At 49.1% G+C, this 16,385-nt stretch carries 23 protein-coding genes; 16 read left to right on the top strand and 7 right to left on the bottom strand.

Features of this window, described 5'->3' with window-relative positions:
- The 4 genes from QUA34_RS28740 to QUA34_RS28725 form a co-directional block, all read right to left on the bottom strand.
- Window positions 1-2,907 (bottom strand): VapE domain-containing protein (locus QUA34_RS28740; protein WP_333390793.1); only part of this gene is annotated, 2,907 nt, incomplete at its 3' end.
- The gene (locus QUA34_RS28735) at window positions 2,907-3,245 is read right to left on the bottom strand and encodes a hypothetical protein (protein ID WP_333390791.1); all 339 of its coding nucleotides are present in this window, start codon (window positions 3,243-3,245) and stop codon (window positions 2,907-2,909) included. The genes QUA34_RS28740 and QUA34_RS28735, both read right to left, overlap by 1 nt.
- 133 nt (window positions 3,246-3,378) lie before the next feature.
- Complete coding sequence (locus tag QUA34_RS28730) at window positions 3,379-3,585, bottom strand: CopG family transcriptional regulator (RefSeq protein ID WP_333390788.1); 207 nt, start codon at window positions 3,583-3,585, stop codon at window positions 3,379-3,381.
- A 390-nt stretch (window positions 3,586-3,975) separates the two neighbouring features.
- Window positions 3,976-4,209 (bottom strand): plasmid partition protein ParG, encoded by a 234-nt coding sequence (locus tag QUA34_RS28725; RefSeq protein WP_333390785.1) that lies wholly within the window; start codon window positions 4,207-4,209, stop codon window positions 3,976-3,978.
- Between the two features lie 220 nt (window positions 4,210-4,429).
- Between QUA34_RS28725 and QUA34_RS28720 the strand changes: the two genes are divergently transcribed.
- The 10 genes from QUA34_RS28720 to QUA34_RS28675 all read left to right on the top strand — a co-directional run bounded on the left by QUA34_RS28720 (window position 4,430) and on the right by QUA34_RS28675 (window position 10,498).
- Complete coding sequence (locus tag QUA34_RS28720; RefSeq protein ID WP_333390782.1) at window positions 4,430-5,413, top strand: ParM/StbA family protein; 984 nt, start codon at window positions 4,430-4,432, stop codon at window positions 5,411-5,413.
- Window positions 5,414-5,662: a hypothetical protein gene (locus QUA34_RS28715; RefSeq protein ID WP_333390779.1), complete on the top strand. Its 249-nt coding sequence runs from the start codon at window positions 5,414-5,416 to the stop codon at window positions 5,660-5,662.
- Window positions 5,663-5,665: 3 nt separating this feature from the next.
- A complete protein-coding gene (locus QUA34_RS28710; protein ID WP_333390776.1) occupies window positions 5,666-5,872 on the top strand; it encodes a hypothetical protein in 207 nt (68 codons plus the stop codon).
- Between the two features lie 3 nt (window positions 5,873-5,875).
- Complete coding sequence (locus QUA34_RS28705; protein WP_333390773.1) at window positions 5,876-6,088, top strand: hypothetical protein; 213 nt, start codon at window positions 5,876-5,878, stop codon at window positions 6,086-6,088.
- 12 nt (window positions 6,089-6,100) lie between these two features.
- The gene (locus QUA34_RS28700) at window positions 6,101-6,565 is read left to right on the top strand and encodes a hypothetical protein (RefSeq protein ID WP_333390770.1); all 465 of its coding nucleotides are present in this window, start codon (window positions 6,101-6,103) and stop codon (window positions 6,563-6,565) included.
- Between the two features lie 79 nt (window positions 6,566-6,644).
- On the top strand, window positions 6,645-7,313 hold the full coding sequence (locus tag QUA34_RS28695) for a hypothetical protein (protein WP_333390768.1): 669 nt from the start codon (window positions 6,645-6,647) through the stop codon (window positions 7,311-7,313).
- 41 nt (window positions 7,314-7,354) lie between these two features.
- Entirely contained in the window at window positions 7,355-7,834 is a 480-nt protein-coding gene (locus QUA34_RS28690; protein ID WP_333390766.1) for a hypothetical protein, read from the top strand.
- The gene (locus QUA34_RS28685; protein WP_333390764.1) at window positions 7,824-9,371 is read left to right on the top strand and encodes a hypothetical protein; all 1,548 of its coding nucleotides are present in this window, start codon (window positions 7,824-7,826) and stop codon (window positions 9,369-9,371) included. Before QUA34_RS28690 ends, QUA34_RS28685 begins: the two co-directional genes overlap by 11 nt.
- A 354-nt stretch (window positions 9,372-9,725) precedes the next feature.
- Entirely contained in the window at window positions 9,726-10,169 is a 444-nt protein-coding gene (locus tag QUA34_RS28680; protein WP_333390761.1) for a hypothetical protein, read from the top strand.
- Window positions 10,170-10,249: 80 nt separating this feature from the next.
- Window positions 10,250-10,498, top strand: a complete 249-nt coding sequence (locus QUA34_RS28675; RefSeq protein ID WP_333390758.1) for a hypothetical protein — start codon at window positions 10,250-10,252, stop codon at window positions 10,496-10,498.
- 273 nt (window positions 10,499-10,771) lie between these two features.
- Here QUA34_RS28675 and QUA34_RS28670 read toward each other — a convergent pair whose 3' ends face one another.
- Window positions 10,772-11,017 (bottom strand): hypothetical protein, encoded by a 246-nt coding sequence (locus tag QUA34_RS28670; protein ID WP_333390755.1) that lies wholly within the window; start codon window positions 11,015-11,017, stop codon window positions 10,772-10,774.
- A gap of 74 nt (window positions 11,018-11,091) precedes the next feature.
- Entirely contained in the window at window positions 11,092-11,403 is a 312-nt protein-coding gene (locus QUA34_RS28665; protein ID WP_333390753.1) for a hypothetical protein, read from the bottom strand.
- A gap of 211 nt (window positions 11,404-11,614) precedes the next feature.
- On the opposite strand from QUA34_RS28665, the gene QUA34_RS28660 reads away from it, so the two are divergent.
- The 6 genes from QUA34_RS28660 (at window position 11,615) to QUA34_RS28635 (ending at window position 15,719) form a co-directional block, all read left to right on the top strand.
- Entirely contained in the window at window positions 11,615-11,941 is a 327-nt protein-coding gene (locus tag QUA34_RS28660) for a hypothetical protein (protein ID WP_333180692.1), read from the top strand.
- Between the two features lie 79 nt (window positions 11,942-12,020).
- Entirely contained in the window at window positions 12,021-12,590 is a 570-nt protein-coding gene (locus QUA34_RS28655; RefSeq protein WP_333390750.1) for a hypothetical protein, read from the top strand.
- A gap of 227 nt (window positions 12,591-12,817) precedes the next feature.
- Window positions 12,818-13,558 (top strand): hypothetical protein, encoded by a 741-nt coding sequence (locus QUA34_RS28650; protein WP_333390747.1) that lies wholly within the window; start codon window positions 12,818-12,820, stop codon window positions 13,556-13,558.
- 81 nt (window positions 13,559-13,639) lie between these two features.
- Window positions 13,640-14,635, top strand: coding sequence for a tyrosine-type recombinase/integrase (locus tag QUA34_RS28645; RefSeq protein ID WP_333390744.1), 996 nt, complete (start codon window positions 13,640-13,642; stop codon window positions 14,633-14,635).
- 73 nt (window positions 14,636-14,708) lie between these two features.
- On the top strand, window positions 14,709-15,113 hold the full coding sequence (locus QUA34_RS28640; RefSeq protein ID WP_333390742.1) for a hypothetical protein: 405 nt from the start codon (window positions 14,709-14,711) through the stop codon (window positions 15,111-15,113).
- A gap of 327 nt (window positions 15,114-15,440) precedes the next feature.
- The gene (locus QUA34_RS28635; RefSeq protein WP_333390740.1) at window positions 15,441-15,719 is read left to right on the top strand and encodes a hypothetical protein; all 279 of its coding nucleotides are present in this window, start codon (window positions 15,441-15,443) and stop codon (window positions 15,717-15,719) included.
- A gap of 85 nt (window positions 15,720-15,804) precedes the next feature.
- Here QUA34_RS28635 and QUA34_RS28630 read toward each other — a convergent pair whose 3' ends face one another.
- Complete coding sequence (locus QUA34_RS28630) at window positions 15,805-16,116, bottom strand: hypothetical protein (RefSeq protein ID WP_333234182.1); 312 nt, start codon at window positions 16,114-16,116, stop codon at window positions 15,805-15,807.
- Between the last annotated feature and the right edge of the window lie 269 nt (window positions 16,117-16,385).

The following is a 16,385-nucleotide window of genomic DNA, read 5'->3' as shown; positions in this document are numbered from 1 at the left end:
TATTTCCGATTCCGGGTTGTAGGCAAGTGCGATCGGTTCTATTGCTGGTGTCTCTGTCTCTGGTATTGGTTCCGGCGTGGGTTCTACCAGTTCCGGCTCCTGTGAGTTATCGGGAAGTGCGATCGGCTCTACTGGTTGCGGCTGTGACTGAGCTTTTTTGTACAGTCTGCCAACTCTCTTAAGCTCTGCCACCGAAAGGTAGCCTTTTATTTGACGCTTGAGGCCTTCGTCCCCATTCCACACCGACTCAACCTCGGCCCAAGTTTCCGCAGCTTGTACCTTTTTAATTAGCAAAACGATCGACTCTGGCGCTGCTGTTGGTGGTGTTTCGGGTTCCGGCGACGCGATCGGATTGTGAATAATTTGAGGTGGTGACGGGGAGGTGGTGACACCTTCTAGCCCTTGCCCTGGTGGAGTTTCAAGATTTTCGGCGGGGGTGTCACCACCTCGATTTTCAAAACTTTTCTTTTTTTCTGGTTCGTCTGGTTCGTCTGGTTCGTCTGGTTCGTTAGCAGAATTACAATTTTGAGGAAAGTTTGGTAAAAAAGTGGTGACAGGTGGTGACACTACTTCTGGAATACTTACAGGGAGAGGGTTTAAGGGTGTCACCACCTCTGTCACCACCCCGTCACCACCTGTCACCACCTTTCTTTCCCAGTACCATTGTTGTTTCCCATCAATCCGTCTTTGGGTGGGAGCTTTTGTCCAGCCATTACGCCGCAAAATCACGCTTACGCGCATCTGACCGCGTTTGTCTTGGTGTTGCAACTCGACTGTGATAGCCTTTGTCAGGAGTTCGGAGATTGTGCAAACTTCTCTATGCTGTAGATAATCCAAAATATCTGCTTCCCAGACATCATTTGATTGCCAGCCCTGGTTTGCTTGAGCAAGTAAAGCGTCCTCTTCAGGAGTTAGCCACCACTGTTCACCAGCCTTATAAGCAGCAACAGCAGCAGCCCAAATTGCATCTCGCTCCCTCTCAAGGAGTCTGACAGGAATTCGCTGCGTGACAGGAATTACCCAGTAACGACGCTCACCTGTGGGGTCGTGCAGGAACTCTTCCCCGTTTGTTGACCCGACAAAAACCGAGGTTCGGGCGAAATCCTCAATTGCCTTGCCATAAGGCACTCTTAAGCTGTCAGTCGAGGAAGATAAAAAAGCTTTGAGCTGTGCAACTTCTTTGCGTTTATAAGCGGTTTCAAACTCGGAGAATTCTAATAGCCAGTAGCGTCGAAGTTTTAATTTTTCGTCTTTCTCATTTCCTTCGTTGAGATTGTCGGTGAACCAATTTTCACCTGCTAGTTTTTGCCAAAATGTTGACTTTAGGAAGCCTTGGTCGCCTTGGAGTATGCAGAGGGTGTCTACCTTGCACCCAGGCTTAAATACCCTTGCTACAGCAGCAATTAGGGTGCGTTTAAGCAGTGTCGCGTGTAACGGGTTATCTGTGCCGAAGTATCGGAGGGCAAGGCATTCTAGATTGATTGGCGCGATATCTGTCAGCGAATTCAGATAGTCGCGAACTGGGGAATAAGTATTTTTCTTTGCCAGCATGACGACCAAATCCGAAGCCTTTTGCTTGGGGACATCTACATCCAGTTCCTCAGCAATTTGGAAGTAGATTGGATCGATATTTATTTCTGATCCATCCATCTCTACTTGCTGAGTCATCTCGTTCAGTCTCAGTCGCTCTCCCCATTGGGCTCCAATTAGATTAAGAAGCCGCTTATTGTTGGATTTGGCGGGGGAGCTACTTTCGGCTGAGTCTTTGTCAAAGCTTCGTTTAAGTGAATCAACCGTATCTTTGCTTTTCTTGACGGGCGATCGCTTTTTGGATTCCTGCCGCTGCTGTTCCAATTTTTTGAGCCAATCTTTGTAGCTCAAGACAGTAAGGCAACTTTCCCAAGCTTCACCTTCGTTAACAGCCAAATCGTCAACACCTTTACCCAGTTTTAGATCCCACGTCGGAACAGTAATTACACAGCCGGCCCGTGTCAACGCTGCACCGAAAGCCATCAAAGCATTTTCTACATCAGGTTTCTCAATGATGTCGGCATCATAGAATGGTTCAACCGGGCGACCTTTGACTGCCAGCTTTTTCAGGCTCGGTACTAAATCCACCCCACGCCCGATCGTTGCCATATCTACGCCACTGATCGGGATTCCAATCCGCCCTTTAGCTAGTAATAGCAGCGCTTTCTTCCCCCCTTCAGCGGGGCTGATGGGTAGCTGCGGATTATCTAAAACCCAGCGCCAAAACGCTGCCGTTACTTCGTCCGAGTCATTTATGACCGCCGTACCATCAGGCATCGGAACAGAATAGCGATCGCTGACTTTACGCCATACCCACATCGGAACCCTGAAACAGGCGGCGTCGTAAGCGTGTTTCTGGCTTAGATATTTGGCAAGATTGCCGTTAGGAAAGGCGAATTTTTCGTCAGGCTTAAATTGTCCAATACCAGTATCAAATCCCGTCTCTGGGTCTACTCCGGTATACAGCCAGCCGATCGACCCCATGTATCCTTTCCAGTCCAGGAATTCAGCTATCTGGTGAGAATCATCCGCCGATCGAATGTTCATCCGCGCCAAATCTTCAGGGATGCCGCTCAGTCCCATTTCCTTAAGGTGCTTGGCAGATAGGCTGTACGGAACTGGGGTTTTTCTCTTGCGTTCGCGCTCGACCTCTAGTAGTTGTTTAACTTCGGCGGCGGGGCGGATGGCTTCTTGAATATCTTTAGCCTCACAACCACCTTTGTAACAGGCATATCCAGGGCCCTTCTTGTCGATGCTGAAATTTGGATCATTGCAGACCGGGCAGTGGAACTTCCCTCTTTTGGATGGGGTTAACCGTCCTTTGTAGTCGTGAATGTTGAAGTGTAGGTCGATCGATGTAGAGGTAGTAGCTTTCATTACACTGCACCCCCGATCGCTTCAAAGCCAACAGCAGAAAATCCCCGGTTTGCTTGCGCGGATACTGTGGATTGTGGATTTATCGCTGCAAAGCTAACTCCAAACAATCCCCGGTTATGTTGCGTATTTAGAGGGGATTGTGGTACGATAGGTTGATAACAAGGCTTTGCAGGCTCTTGAAACTTATGGGTAGCTCTATCGGTAGCGCTAGAATTCAGAATTTGCTCGATCGCACCGCTACAGATGGCGGGAACGTTGCTACAGACATCTGGGGTACTATTAGAAGCCCCAAAAACAGCGCAATTTTTGCGCTTTATTCTTTTTTTGATGTATGGCATGATAGGGATAACAATAGGCAATCTTCTTAGGATGCCGAGTTGGTAGTTTGCTAACTTTGTCGTGCAATCTTCCCGGACAGACGACAAAAGTTAAGTTGATTGTTTTAGATAACAAAAAGATGCGCTGAAGCCCTTATGCTGCCAGCGCATCTTCGTTTTGAAATTGTATTTTTGTTTTCGATTCCATGTGCTTATCGAGTTGGTTTAGGTAAATCCAAAGTGCCTCTTCAGCAAAAGCCGATCGAGACACTCCGAAAGAGGCAGCATAGGTATCAAGTGCCTCTGTTAGATCGGGGGAAAGCGCGAAAGATATTCTGAGTTTTCTTGTCGTTGAAAGCATAAGCACCTTCTTAACTTTTGCTAGTTGTCGGTTTTGCCTCAAATTCTTGAACCGGGCGATCGGAAAGTTTCTTGCTCGATCGAATGAACTCCCTTTAATGTAGCAGATAGCATTAAGAAGTTCGCAATCTTCAATAAAACTTATGGCAATTTACTACATAGGGTAAATAAGATATATCAAGATAATCACGATAACTTGATATATCGTATTCATTCTTGGTAGCAAAATTAGCAGGGAGTCACTGATTAACGATTTGATGCCTCATATTGATGTGTACACGTTAACGTGTAGAGCTTTTAATAGGCAGATTTTGCTAGGAGAATCTGCCTGTCAAATTGACAAGCAAAAAAATTGTCAATTTGACTAGCGATCACACAACCCAATCAGCTTTTAGCCTTGCCCGTCCCCCGTTTTGCCGTTGCCTTTGCCGCTGCGGTTGGTTTTGCTGCGAGCTGGTAACGGACTGGGCTCATGCTCTTCCAGCCATTTCATAATCATTTCCCCTAGGGCATCACCCATATCCTGTCCCCGCAAGGCACACGCTGCTTTAAAGCGGGCCCGCACTGACTCAGGAACGCGACCCCTGATAAAGACAGCTCTTTCGGTTTCGGTTTCTTCAGTCACAAACAAGCTCTCACGACTTTATTTTTATTGTCGCATTGCTATCTGCCCTTTTATTTGAGATTGTCATTGTGTCAATTTGTCTTTGTGCTATACTAACACTCATAGACGCAATAAAGCCAGTTTTGAGCGCAAAACGGTCACACGTACATTCCCGCGCGGTTGCTCAAAAACTGGCTCTAAAATCGTCTCTAATCCATACGCCATAAGGCAAACCCGAACCATGACAATTGCATATTCTCAAACCACGCTTGGCTCAATCCAGCCGTATCGCGCCGTATCGCGTCCCGTGTTGGCTGTTGACCCCGGAAATCGTTTCACCAAGTGGATCGACTGTCAGACAGTCCGCTCAATTCCGTCTTACGTTAAGGAGTTGGCGGACTGGGAGGAAGGCGGCACCGACGATCAAAGCTACGAAATCGGATTTGATGGCAAGCGCTATTTAGTCGGCAGACTGGCTCAATTGATGGGCGGCGCTCCGGCTTTCGAGTCGGGCAAGGCGGACTTGGCTCATCTGCTGATTCTCCCCGCGCTTGCCAGCGACAGCCCGCAGCGTATCGAACGGCTGGTGATTCCGACGCCAGATTCTCGCAATCAAGCGACGATCGCCAAACTTAAAGAACTCGAAACCACTATCGAATTTTCTGTAAACGGGCATGATTGCTTGTCAACAATCCGATCAGTGGTGGCGGTTGATGAATGTCGCGGCGCTTATGACCTCGCACTTGGGCGGTCAATGTGGCGCTATCCCCAAAACCCGAACGGCATCCTTGATATCGGCGGCGGAACTGCGATCGCTCGTCTGTTTGCCCCCGGTGGCGCTTTGCTCCGGGATGCGGATATTGTCTTGCCGGGAACTTCTCACCTAGCCCAAAGGTTGGCAGCAGCCATTCTCCCGAAGGTGGGCAACACCGCCGACGCGGGAATGTTGATGGATGCGATCGCCTCTGGCAACCTCTGTTATGGCTCAACCGATATCGACTTCAGCCGCGAGTTCGTAGCAGTACGGGACGCCTGGACTGCCGACATCAGGGCAAAACTCAAAGCAAATTGGGCAAAGTATTTACCTAGCTTGGGTGAGTTAGTTGTCATCGGCGGTTCTGCCACCTTATTACAGCCGATGTGCGAACAGTCGAAAGGCCGCTTTAAAGTCGCACCTCGCCCCCAATTTTTCAATCTTTACGGTCTGAACAAGGAGCAAAACTAAATGGCACAAACACGCGCCGTTATGCCGAGTAAATTCTTACCCTTGGCGGATGAACTGCTTGACGTGACAGGGGTTGCAGACTATTCAACATTGATTAGTTTGCTGCTTTCAAGGTACGGAAATCATCTTTTATCTACTTGGCAAATCAACCATTGTCAGCAGGCAGTTGCCGCTACTTCGCAGCCGATCGCCGACAACTCGATCGCCCCTTTATCCGCAGCCGAAACCTTTACCCCAATGGAGTTTTAAAGCATGGTACGCATTATCAATGGCGTTGTATTTGAAGATGGAAAACCTGGAAAACGGGTCATCAATACCCAGGGCGGTAATTACGTCGAAAAAATCGAAGGCGATTTTATCGCTGGCACGGTTATCAATCACAAGCCATCGCCAACACCAACGCGCAAAGATTTGTCAAAAGATGGTGAGGCGATCGACGTAAAAAGTGAGGAAGTTTAGGCAATGCTTGACGATGACAATTTCGACAAAAACCTGACAAAGATAATGGTTGGCAGTGCGCTTGTAGCTGGCACTCTGGTCTTTGCAGTCGGCTACGACACAGGCTATCAATCTGGAGCCAAGCGAGTTCCAGAGCCGACAATTATTCACGGAAACGTGACAATTAACAACAGCATTAATCTGAATTCAGATGATGCTGGCAGCGTGACGAAATAGGAGGAATTAACGATGATTACCGATGCAGATTTAACTCCCTTTGAATGCTCTGATTTCTTTGATGGAAATGCCGACGCCGATGCCTTCAATTCAGGTGGAATCGAACCCGATTACATCAAACGCCATATCGAGCGCATCCCGCGCTACGGCGACGATTCTCGGTATCGGCTGGCATCACATTTAGATATGTTTGAGCACTTGAATCCCAACGGAACCCTTACCCCGGAACAGCGGGAAGCTGTAGACAATTTTGCGATCGGCTATCAAGCTCTACCAGAGGAAGAATCCGAAGGTGGCGAGATGGATTTTCCTGAGTGCCAGTATGTAATGCTTGGGCTGGATTTAGGAAGCGCGATCGAGCTTGGCGACAGTTGGCGGCGGGGCGAATACTTGCCGGCGATCGGACACGCCGAAGCCGACAACTTAAGCAACAGACTGAACCAAATGCAAAACCGACGGGATGCCCTGAGAAAGTAACCCCGCCGGCCCTGTAATTCATCCCCTGGCACGAGCTAGGGGATTTCATTCAGTACACCGTACTAAGCAGAATTTTATCATGATGCAAAAAATCCGAGTAGCCCAAACACCGGGCGCTGCAACGATAAAGCGCGAATTCGACTATGAATCCGGGCCCCTCACGCCGGAGATGGTCAACGCCAAAGGCAGGCAAGCAAAAATCTTGGAGCTACAGAAACAGCTCAGAACCGCTTACAACCGCCATGATGCCAAAGCCCGCAGCAATGAAGTAGAAATCGAGCGGTTAACCCTTGAGGCGGTTGAGTCCGGGTTGACTGATGCTTTGCAGATTAAGAAGTATGTCGCCAAAGCAATTGCAGCGGGTGCAAAGTACGACCAAAACATCATCAATCTAACTCAGAAATTGCAGCATGAATTGGGCTTAATCAAGGTCGAGGGAGCCTCTACCCAAACCCTGCAAAACATGGATTTCCGCCAGCGATTGCTACTCATAAAGGCAAACCATCAAGCCAAAGGACAGATTCAGCAGAACGGTTTTCAGCAGAGCCTTAAAGCAATCCAAGCGAGTCCTCAGCAAGCGATAGCAATGCAGGCTAAACGCTCGGCTTTCAACAATTACATTAATGCCAAAGACTTTGACCCAGTTCCCGCTGTACCAGGCGCGTCCGGCGCGGGCAACTCTGGCATGGGTAACAACTCTAAAGGCTTATTAGACGGGCTTTTAGGCTTTTTCTCTGGTCGCAACTAATACACGGTAGCAGCGGGTCAGAACGGCCCGCTTTTTTTTGTATGTACCAACAAGAATTTGACGCTTCAGAATTTGGTTCAGACTTTGATTATTTAAATGCAGGAACTCCCGAACAGTTCAAGCCAACTCAAACCCAGAAAGTTGACGAAATTAGTGGCATAGAACGCTTCTGGAACCTAACAGGAAACTTGGGAGAGTTTGGCGCTTATTTTAGTGGTGGGTTGGCTGCAAGCCTTATCATTCGCGGGATTCCGGCGCTAATTCCTGCTGCTGTAATCCTTGTCCCTGGTATTGGCTTGGGGCTGGCAATATTTACTGCTTCTTCTAAAGGCTCCGCCCAAGTCCGCGCACTGCTAATCCTAATTGCCATCGGCACGGCGCTGATTGCAGGGAACTGGGATGCGTGGCTGGCTTGGATAATTGCCAATTCTCAAATGCTGATTTTTAGCGGTGCGCTAATCGTGATTACTTTCGGTTTTGTAGGTACGCAGATTTGGAGCAAGTTAAGTAATGTTAAGTAATATAAATCAGCCAATTGTTGCAGGTTTGTTAGGGGTAAGTTTCGCCGGAATTGTTGGAGCTACCGCGCTCCCATTCAATGACCGGATTGAGTACAGAATAGGCAACCGAATTGAATCTCAGCCAGCATGGTTAGTCCCGCCTAAAGCTGAATTCAGAAGCCTTGAGCGCGGGTATGGGGGGATTAAAATCTTGCTCGCTCTGCTGGCTACTGGTGGCATGGTGGCAGTGATGCTCATTGCCCGCAAGGAAGGGGAATTAGAGCCTGTACGCCAGCGGATTAAGAAGTATCAAGAGAAAGCTCATGAATTCAACTACGCTGCTGAAGCTGCATATCAAATGGCTGGCACTCAGATGCGGTACAAGAAGCTAGCAGAGGCCGATGAGCGAGCTTTTGAGGATGAACTCGAAACTACCTACTGCCAATCTCTCGGCATCAGTCCTCACGAACAGCAAGCGCTACTTACAGGCACAACGACGCTCGACAGTGTGGCACACCCCGGCGACAAAGTGGAGGCGGGAACATCGGCGGCGATCAAACCTGAACCCGATCGAACAACCGACCCAAAAATGCCCAACCTAAGCAAGTATCCAAGCTTGTTAATTTACGGCGTACCGGGCGCGGGTAAATCCACATTTACAGAGCAAGAGGTCGCTAAGCGGCTCAAAGAAGGGCATCGGGTAATTGTCCTAGACCCCCATGCAGCCTGCGGGCAATGGGAGGGATGCGAGGTTGTTGGAGCGGGCATGGATTATGAGGCGATCGATGCAAAGTTAGTCTGGTTTCAGAAACAAGTCAAAGACCGTTACAAGACAATCAGCAGTCAGTCAAATCCCACATTTCAACAGCTAACAATTGTGGGTGAGGAATTCACGAATTGGAGTAAGCGGTGTAACAACAGTGGTGAGCATTTTCAGACCGTAAACAGCGACATCCGCAAAGCCGAATGCTACTCAATAATTGTCAGTCACACGCGCAATCTTGCAGGCTTGGGCGATGCAAAAGGCATGGGTGCTTTGAGAGATGAATCTATGCTAGAGGTTGAAATTTTGGGCGAATATAACGCCGAAACTGAGCGAGCAACACCCCGATTTGAGGCAATGGTTAAGATGCCCGGGCAGTCTCTAACTAATCGTAATTTGGTTAAACTGGCTAAATTAGACACCCCACACAACGACGCAATTAGTACCCTTCCCACTACCCACAGCACAGTCACCGACGCGGCACCCGGAAACTCTGGGAAGCTTGCAGAGAGTGGCGCGGAAAACCTCGGAAACCCTTATGGAACAAGGGCGGAACGCTTGGAAGCTCTTTTGGCTGATGTGCTGGCGGAAACCCTTCCCCCTGTCTTCTCGGAGGAATTTCCGCTCTCGGAACACTCCGATCGACTGCAATTAGCAAAATTAGTAATTGCCCGAAACTTAGGCAAGGAAAAAACCATCTGGCTGCTTTGGGGTGTACGTCCAGGGGGGAGAAATCACGCCCTATATTCTGAGGCGCGGGCAATGCTTGATCGACTGATTAATGGTGAGGAATAAAACAATGGCAAGAAGTACAGAATACACCCTCTATATACAGTCGAGTAACTGGCGCAAAAAGAGCAACAGTGTTCTAGCAACAACAGGCAAGCGATGTGCATTACGTCCCTGGAAAAGAGCAACACACGCGCATCATTTGCATTACAAGAATTTGAGGAATGAATGGGTTGTCCGAGATTGCGTTCCGCTCTCACCAGACGCGCACAAACTAATCCATCAAGATATCTTTTGGAACCTGAATGGAAACAACCGAACCCCATCGCCATTGCGCCCGATTGTTTCCAACTACTTAAGGGTTGCAACTGTTTGCTTAATGCTCTTGAATCCATTTCTAACCTTGATGGGGAAGGGAAAATGAATCGCACCTTCCTCATATCGGTACACCTGCGATGGGCTTCTGCCTTCTTCCTCAGCCACAACCCAAAGTCGATCGAACTCAGAAAAGGCAGTTTTGGAACCTCTCTAAAACCGGGCGACACCATCGCAATTTATGCCACCTTGCCGACTGCGGAAGTATTAGGAATCGTGCGGTTTGTGAAGCGTGAAACACTACCGCTCGATCGACTGTGGCAGCAATCTGAGCAAGGGCAACTGGCAAGGGTATCACGCCAACAGTTTGATACCTACTATGCGAGTCAGATTTCCGGTGTTGGAGTTTGGGTTAGTGCCGCCGAACTCTTCCCCAGTCCGATCGCCCTTCCCAAACTTCGGCAGAGCTGGGGCCCTCGCTGGCAGCCACCGCAGCAGATTCAGCAATTAACCGACGATCAGATGGCAGCACTGAACATCGATCGCTGAACATCGACAACATAAACGAGCGCTACGTTGTTACAGACAATTTGACTGAAACGAACTAACAACTAATAGGAGAAAAAAAGATGATAGGAGATAAAAGCTTTTACGATGTCTGTACGAAAATGTGGGGGGCAAACCTAGAAAAAGCACCAGAGGAGTACAAGCAAGAATTGCTAAGCGAATTAACAAGCCTGTACGAAGTAGGTGGCTGTTTTGAGGATGAAGGTTTCATCTCTTCGTCCTGCAATGATGAAAAACTCACCATCAAGCCGATGAACTGGTTTCGGTCAAGAATCGAGTGTGAAGCTTTAATCGAATTCTGCAAGAGCTAAACCACTGAACATCCATCGCTGAACATTGCCAACATAAACGAGCGCAACATACCCGGAAAACATACCGGGAAACATACCGGGAAACATACCTAACAACACACTAGGCGATCTGACGAAGGAAGCGCGCAACAGCCCTAGACCCGCTATACTGCAAGCAATTGGGGAAAAAGGATGAAATACTAATTTCCAATTACCAATTACTAATACCCTTCATAAAAAAAGCCCTCGGCATCTTGCTGGGGGCTCTTTGTTTTTGGGTGCGATCGCCCGACGCTAGCCCTCCTTAGATTCCAGATGCTCCCTCAGCTTGGGCATTACCCGCTTGGGCCACTTGGTGTCTGGGGGTAGCAGTTCCTTGAGAAAATTTATGATCTCCGGTATTTGCTCGGATAGGTCGATCGCTTGTGCCGGGTTCTGTTCGATCGTCCCCGGCGGATTTTCCTTGAGTTCTGCCAGCTCTGCCAGCGTCCGATCGAGGTCAGCTTGGAGTTGCGCTCGATCGGCTGCCAGTGTTGCCAATTCCTGTTTGGTTGCTGCGAGTTCGTCTTGAGTTTGTTTGAGTTCTTGCCTGAGCGATTCATCGGTGCGATCGGTCAGGCTGCGGACTCCCCCAATTCAGTCCTCAGTTGTTCGATCGCACCCGACATCTTCCGCTCAACAATTTCGGCAATACGCTGATCTAAGTTGTCGGGTATGTCGCTAGGTGTGGTGCTAGCTGTGTTACCCGGTGTGTTGCTAGGTGTGGTGCTTTCTACCTCAAAAAATTGTGCCAGCGCTTTATTGACCGCCGCCGAATACATCAGCCCTTTTTTAGATTCCAGCCCGTTATCAGTACAAAACTTGCTCAGCGCATCCTCTACAGCTTTATCAAGGTATACGGCGATATGTTTCTTATCGGTTGCCATGTATGTTACCCATCGGTCAGTACAACATCACGATAACATACCTAATAGACAAGTAACACACTATAAGTTTTAAGTATGTCTTGGTAACACACTATAAGTTATCTGTATGTTACTGGTATTGTATTTAGTAAGATACCTTGCTATAGTGGTAACATACCAAGCAAAGGGAAGCGACACAGCCCGCGCTACACACCACACCGAACCTAGAAAAATGAATATCGAACACAGCCTTATCTCCACCGCGCTGCTAGCACTTCAGCAATCTAAAAAAATCCAGTTTGACATGAATTGCACTGACAGCGGCAAATCGGGCTTCTGGTTTAAAGGTTACGCCAACGAAGATCAGAACAACGAAATCATGGTGGAAGTCCTGATCTATATGGACAGCACATCAGCCACAGGCTACGGAGTACAAGTCGATGTGCTTGATGACGAAACGATCACAATCTTCAACAAACCGATCGAATCATTCCAGCAATTCCAGTTAATCTTTGCTTCTGAATTTATCCAAGAAGTTTTCGATAGTCATCACAACTAAATAACCAACCGGGAGGGGTGACACCCTCCACCCCCCCGATTCACCTATTCACTCACTACACACCACAGGAAAAATCACCATGCAATTACTAGCCGCCAAATTCAACCAAATCGCTTCAGCCATTGACGCCACTAACGCCCAAATCGCAGCCCTACAAGCCAAGCTCAGCGAATTACAGGAACACCAGCAACAACTACTTTCAGTCGAGCAAGCTTGCCAATCTGCGATCGCACAAATCGGAACCGCGCTGTCAATGTTGGGACACGTTGACCCTGCCGAAATCCCTACATTCAAGGCGGCAGTTAACGCGCAATTCGGAACCGATGCGATCGCATTCTTAGAATCAGCCACCCCTACACCAGCCGAAACAGTCGAGCCGGAACCGATCGAACCGACAGCACCGGAACCCACTACAGCAGCCGATACCAACCCAGTGATTGATATTGAAGCTACGGCGGAACCCGACGCGCCGATCAAGCCGGAACCCGCGCCAGAGATGGATGTCGAGCAAGCGCTGGCTAATATGCCCCTACCTACTCTGCGGTCACTGGCTAAATCCAAAAAAGTTGATGCTCGCGGAACAGCAGCCAATATAACACGGAGACTCAAGGCGATAGTTACACCGGCTGACCTGCGGGCGATCGGCTAAGCGGTTGAGAGGGCCGTCCCTCTCTGGCTGAAAGCATGGGTAACATACTGTCAGTAACACACTATAAGCGGTATCTCATTACTCTAGTAACACACCATAAGTTATCTGTATGTTACTGGTATTGTATATAGTATGGTATCTAGCTATGATGGTAACATACCAAACAAACCACCGCCCAAAGTTTACGAGGCCTAGAGCGGTGGAATCAGCCCAGAAAAGGACTAACCATGAAATTAGCACAAACCGCTACAGCAACGATCACCCGCCCGACTTCCCCCACATCTTTCACCAGGGTTCCTCAACCCAAAATCTGGCCCGACGCAACAGCAGAAGCCGCAGTCGGCGACGTAATTCGCAAGCCTTTTTGCCCGATCGCCCGCGTAGTCGGCAAAGAAATTCTTAAGGACGGCCGCACCTGCCTGATTGTGACTTTCCCGAACTGCCGCGATCGGCACACAGAAGAGTGGGTACTGCCAGCGGTCGAAGTCATCGCACCCGCAGTCACCAGCGCACCTTCAAAACCCGCAGCAGCAAGCCACGCAACCACCACAGCAGCAGTTACCCGCGCACCCATAGCGCCAGCCGCGATCGGAACCAATGACGAACCCCCCAACAGGGGAGATAACGGACGGGGACGGGTGCAACCGATCGCACCTAAGAAGCTCAACCTCTCGCTAGTCGCCGTCAAACGGATCACCTCTGATATTCCTGCCAGCAACTTCGATCAGTTCGAGCTAGAGGTTTTGGGCGAGCTCAGTTTGGCGATCGGCGGTTTCGTGATTCCCCCGGTGTTGGTGCGAGACAGTAGCGGGTACAAGGTTATCAGCGGTCATCTCCAATATCACGCCGCAGTTCTGGCGCGACAACTTAACCCACGAGCCGGCGAAACGATACCAGCGATCGTCCTTGAGGAAGAAAATCAGTCGGCGGCCCTCAACCAACTTAAGCGGCTGAAGTTTGCCGCCTAGATTTAGTTGCCCCACCCTAAACCCGGTGGGGCCCCTTTTTGCCCTACTGTTATCGGAAATATCCCTTATCAATACCGTAAAATGAATAAAATTGAACTTGTAACAGCCACCCTCGAAGCTTCCCTCAATGCCAAAATTGAGCGGCACTTTGACACTTTAGACACCGACCCCGACGTGCTCAAACAATTACTCGCTGACAAGCGCTCCGAAAATACCCGCCGTGCCTATGAGAAGGACGTGAATGATTTTCTGCAAACTATGACGGGAATGCCCGCCGTGCCTGATAACGTTTTGGAATTCTTGCACCTGGAAGAACGTCAGGCTGTGTCGGTGGTTCTCAAGTACAAAGCTAAGTTGATCGACAAGGGACTCAAGGAAGCTACTGTTAATCGGCGGCTGGCTGCCATCAAGTCGCTGGTAGAGATGGGGCGCAAGCTCGGCGTATGTCATTATGCTTTAGGGGACATTAAGGGTGAAAAAGTCGCTAAATACCGCGATACCACCGGAGTTGACGCCGGGACTTTTGAGCGAGTTTTGCAGCAGTGCGATCGGGCAACTCTAGCAGGGAAGCGTGACTATGCGCTACTTAGACTGCTCTGGGGTAACGCGCTGAGACGGAATGAAATCAGCCAGTTAGATGTTCGCGACTTTGACCCGGTGACTAAGAATTTGCGGATTCTCGGTAAGGGACGTGGCACTCAGTCGGAAAACGTGGACTTGGGGACGGCGACCGTGCTGGCGATCGCTGACTGGCTCGAAGCTAAGGGCGGGAACCAATCGCATGATACCCCGCTGTTTACCGCGCTTGACTTTGCTAATTCAGGACATCGGCTGACTGGCGACGGTATCCGTAAGATTGTTGTGCGACACAGCGAAAATGCTGGCATCAAAAAGCAGATGTCCCCTCACCGCATCAGACACTCAGCTATTACGGCGGCGCTGGATGCGACGGATGGGAATGTACGTAAGGTGCAAAAATTGAGCCGCCACCGGAAGCTAGACACCTTAATGATTTATGACGATAACCGGGGGCGCGACCAAGCGGACGTTACCGATTTACTTGATGGGATGTTTTGAGCGAGCGATCGAACTCACTGAAAAATATGCAGTACGTCGGATAATCAGCGTAAAGCTCCAACCAAGGGAAAATATGCACAAGTTAATCCAAATAATCGCAGCCACAATATTAAGCCTTGCCACTGCGACAACCGTTCAAGCTCAACAGCCCCAATGGATAGAAATAACCAAAACTGAAAGTGGCGATCGAGTCTTTTTCGACACGGCCTCCCAAGTCAAGCTATTTGACGCAGGGGTCAAGCAAAACACTTTTCGCACCATGACCCTAGCCACTACCGCTGGGAGACGGTCTTTTAGGCAGCGATATCAGGCTGATTGCTTCAAAGGAACTCTAGCCTTGCGCGGGCTTGACTTGATGAGCAATCAAGGCTCGTTAATCCGAGAAGTCCCCTTAGAACGCGCCGACAGGGAATCGGTTATCCCCGAAGAAGGGACGATCGCTGCAAGTATCTGGCGATATGCCTGCTCGCAGTTTTAAAATTTCAAATTGCAGGCTTTTTCATAAAACTTTTCCAGCCACTCATTGACAAGCGGCTGGAAAAGAGCGATCGTAAGTTTAAGGAAGATTTGATATGCCCCCTTGCCCGGTGTTAGTAGCACCGAAGTTCGGAGGACTTCCCCCAACGTTCATAACAACGCTTGGAGCCTAATAATCATGTCACATTCAGCCGATTGTCCGGAAGGGAGATCGCAATTGTTTACGTTCGCTCGGCGCGACTTCCTGCAGAAAGCAGCGTCCGTCGCTTTGCCGTTCCTTGTTTTACGCTCTCAGCCTCGCTCTCTTTATCCCTCCCCAGAGTTCAAGATGGGTGACTTGGTGGCTTATGACTGGGAGCCAGATGATGACGATGCTCCAGAGTTTGCTACTGATTTTGGCGAGATTTTGGGTATGCGCTGGGTTCCCGAAGCTGATGGACATTGTTTAGCGGCCAACACTTGGGTTTACTTCGTTAGATGGACTCACAGCACTTGCCCCGATATTCTTCCTGAACCCTTTTATGGTGGCGAGCCGACTTTGGCTTCTGATTTGAGGCTGAGTCCGATGCGGTCGCGTCGCCGAATTGATCGCACCCGCCGCCATTAATACAATTAATACAATTTTTACACCCGCCCAAACACTGTATTAACTGTATTAATTGCGATCGGCGTTACGGGCATCCCGCACGGCTTCAGCCCACAAATCGAAAATCTTGCCGCAGTCGATCCTCGGTCACATTGATAGGCGTCAAATTGCGGCGGGTATCCTTTATCCTTACGTGCCGGAGATGCCCCGATGGCTGCGATAAAATCTCAAATAACGTCCCAGATTTTCTCTCCATTACCTTCAGTCCCGGTACAATCTCGATATTCTGCTGTGCGTAAATGTCGGCAATAGCGCTGTCCTGCCGATCGCCCACGGCTGCAATTAGAAAATCTTGCCCCCCTACGGTGATCATGGTGGCCGGCAAATTCTTGCCCCGGAAATTGATAAATTCTTCCATCGGTTTTGTGCAAATTTTACTTTAATTGTATCACAAAAACGGCTCGAAAGCTATACGCTGCAAAGGTTTCCGGCGTTTTGCGTGGGTATGAAAAAATATTAGAAAATATTATTAAATATCATTAATTATCCCCAGCGCGGTACGGGGGCGATCGGGGGGGTATGAGTAAAGGAAAGTAAAGTAAAACGAAAATAAACGAAAGTAAACGAAAGTAAAAGTTAAGTAAACTAAAGTTCACTTAAATAAAGTTAAGTAAATTCTGCATAAAT

Source organism: Microcoleus sp. POL10_C6 (assembly GCF_036701585.1).
Classification (GTDB): Bacteria; Cyanobacteriota; Cyanobacteriia; order Cyanobacteriales; family Microcoleaceae; genus Microcoleus.
The sequence above is the reverse complement of the archived record's forward strand: the minus strand, read 5'-3'. Positions and strand labels throughout refer to the sequence as shown.

Excerpts from the sequence above, each read along its gene's own strand:
- QUA34_RS28635 (WP_333390740.1), top strand. The coding sequence starts at position 15,441 with ATGGGTGACTTGGTGGCTTATGACTGGGAGCCAGATGATGACGATGCT.
- QUA34_RS28730 (WP_333390788.1), bottom strand. The coding sequence starts at position 3,585 with ATGCTTTCAACGACAAGAAAACTCAGAATATCTTTCGCGCTTTCCCCC.
- QUA34_RS28630 (WP_333234182.1), bottom strand. The coding sequence starts at position 16,116 with ATGGAAGAATTTATCAATTTCCGGGGCAAGAATTTGCCGGCCACCATG.
- QUA34_RS28680 (WP_333390761.1), top strand. The coding sequence starts at position 9,726 with ATGAATCGCACCTTCCTCATATCGGTACACCTGCGATGGGCTTCTGCC.
- QUA34_RS28710 (WP_333390776.1), top strand. The coding sequence starts at position 5,666 with ATGGTACGCATTATCAATGGCGTTGTATTTGAAGATGGAAAACCTGGA.
- QUA34_RS28660 (WP_333180692.1), top strand. The coding sequence starts at position 11,615 with ATGAATATCGAACACAGCCTTATCTCCACCGCGCTGCTAGCACTTCAG.
- QUA34_RS28655 (WP_333390750.1), top strand. The coding sequence starts at position 12,021 with ATGCAATTACTAGCCGCCAAATTCAACCAAATCGCTTCAGCCATTGAC.
- QUA34_RS28735 (WP_333390791.1), bottom strand. The coding sequence starts at position 3,245 with ATGCCATACATCAAAAAAAGAATAAAGCGCAAAAATTGCGCTGTTTTT.
- QUA34_RS28645 (WP_333390744.1), top strand. The coding sequence starts at position 13,640 with ATGAATAAAATTGAACTTGTAACAGCCACCCTCGAAGCTTCCCTCAAT.
- QUA34_RS28720 (WP_333390782.1), top strand. The coding sequence starts at position 4,430 with ATGACAATTGCATATTCTCAAACCACGCTTGGCTCAATCCAGCCGTAT.
- QUA34_RS28695 (WP_333390768.1), top strand. The coding sequence starts at position 6,645 with ATGATGCAAAAAATCCGAGTAGCCCAAACACCGGGCGCTGCAACGATA.
- QUA34_RS28705 (WP_333390773.1), top strand. The coding sequence starts at position 5,876 with ATGCTTGACGATGACAATTTCGACAAAAACCTGACAAAGATAATGGTT.
- QUA34_RS28700 (WP_333390770.1), top strand. The coding sequence starts at position 6,101 with ATGATTACCGATGCAGATTTAACTCCCTTTGAATGCTCTGATTTCTTT.
- QUA34_RS28675 (WP_333390758.1), top strand. The coding sequence starts at position 10,250 with ATGATAGGAGATAAAAGCTTTTACGATGTCTGTACGAAAATGTGGGGG.
- QUA34_RS28650 (WP_333390747.1), top strand. The coding sequence starts at position 12,818 with ATGAAATTAGCACAAACCGCTACAGCAACGATCACCCGCCCGACTTCC.
- QUA34_RS28665 (WP_333390753.1), bottom strand. The coding sequence starts at position 11,403 with ATGGCAACCGATAAGAAACATATCGCCGTATACCTTGATAAAGCTGTA.
- QUA34_RS28685 (WP_333390764.1), top strand. The coding sequence starts at position 7,824 with ATGTTAAGTAATATAAATCAGCCAATTGTTGCAGGTTTGTTAGGGGTA.
- QUA34_RS28640 (WP_333390742.1), top strand. The coding sequence starts at position 14,709 with ATGCACAAGTTAATCCAAATAATCGCAGCCACAATATTAAGCCTTGCC.
- QUA34_RS28690 (WP_333390766.1), top strand. The coding sequence starts at position 7,355 with ATGTACCAACAAGAATTTGACGCTTCAGAATTTGGTTCAGACTTTGAT.
- QUA34_RS28715 (WP_333390779.1), top strand. The coding sequence starts at position 5,414 with ATGGCACAAACACGCGCCGTTATGCCGAGTAAATTCTTACCCTTGGCG.